Annotated in this window: 2 rRNA genes; both read left to right on the forward strand. The window is 50.5% G+C overall.

What is annotated here, in order from left to right:
• Positions 1–1,354, forward strand: a 23S ribosomal RNA gene (locus WMO19_RS09685); the annotation flags it as partial.
• Positions 1,355–1,386: 32 nt separating this feature from the next.
• Positions 1,387–1,474 (forward strand): 5S ribosomal RNA (gene rrf, locus WMO19_RS09690); the annotation flags it as partial.

A 1,474-nucleotide genomic window follows, 5' to 3' on the forward strand; every position in this document is an offset into this window, starting at 1 on the left:
GATGAAGCGTGATGCGGATCGAAAACAAGTAGAGAAGCTTACAGACCCACACTGCCAAGAAAAGCCACTACAAGAGAAGTATCGCCCGTACCGTAAACCGACACAGGTAGGTGAGGAGAGAATCCTAAGACGAGCGGAAAAACCTTTGTTAAGGAACTCGGCAAAATGACCCCGTAACTTCGGGAGAAGGGGAGCCCCTGTAAAAGGGGGCCGCAGTGAAAAGGCCCAAGCGACTGTTTACCAAAAACACAAGTTTCTGCAAAGTCGAAAGACGAAGTATAGGAGCTGACACCTGCCCGGTGCTGGAAGGTTAAGGGAAAAAGTTAGCGCAAGCGAAGCTTAGAACTGAAGCCCCAGTAAACGGCGGCCGTAACTATAACGGTCCTAAGGTAGCGAAATTCCTTGTCGGGTAAGTTCCGACCCGCACGAAAGGTGTAACGATTTGGGCACTGTCTCAACAAAGGATCCGGTGAAATTGTAGTAGCGGTAAAGATGCCGCTTACCCACGACAGGACGGAAAGACCCCGTGGAGCTTTACTGTAGGCTGAGATTGAATTTTGGGATTAAATGTACAGAATAGGTGGGAGGCAGAGAATTAGGTACGCCAGTATCTAAGGAGCCACCGTTGGGATACCACTCTTTTAATGCTAGAATTCTAACCTACCCCCATGAATCTGGGGAAGGGACACTCTCAGTTGGACAGTTTGACTGGGGCGGTCGCCTCCGAAAGAGTAACGGAGGCGTTCAAAGGTTCCCTCAGCACGGATGGAAATCGTGCGAAGAGTATAAAGGCAGAAGGGAGCTTAACTGCGAGACCAACAAGTCGAGCAGATGCGAAAGCAGGACTTAGTGATCCGGTGGTACCGAGTGGAAGGGCCATCGCTCAACGGATAAAAGCTACCCCGGGGATAACAGGCTTATCTCCCCCAAGAGTCCACATCGACGGGGAGGTTTGGCACCTCGATGTCGGCTCGTCTCATCCTGGGGCTGAAGTAGGTCCCAAGGGTTGGGCTGTTCGCCCATTAAAGAGGCACGCGAGCTGGGTTCAGAACGTCGCGAGACAGTTCGGTCCCTATCCGTCGTGGGCGTAGGAAATTTGAGAGGAGCTGTCCTTAGTACGAGAGGACCGGGATGGACAAACCTCTGGTGCACCAGTTGTACTGCCAAGTGCATAGCTGGGAAGCTAAGTTTGGAAGGGATAAGAGCTGAAGGCATCTAAGCCCGAAGCCCCCCTCGAGATGAGATTTCCCTCGCAAGATAAGACCCCTTGAAGAAAACGAGGTAGATAGGCTCAAGGTGTAAGTGTAGCAATACATTCAGCTAGCGAGTACTAATAGGTCGAAGACTTGACCAAAAGAGTTAAGGAAGATTAGTTTTTAAGTGTAATCTGGTGAGAATAGGACAATGGACACACCTGTAACCATACCGAACACAGAAGTTAAGCATTAGTCCGCTGATGGTACTTGGTTGGCAA

The organism is Peptoniphilus hominis (ex Hitch et al. 2025), assembly GCF_040096015.1.
GTDB classification, from domain to species: Bacteria; Bacillota; Clostridia; order Tissierellales; family Peptoniphilaceae; genus Peptoniphilus_A; species Peptoniphilus_A hominis.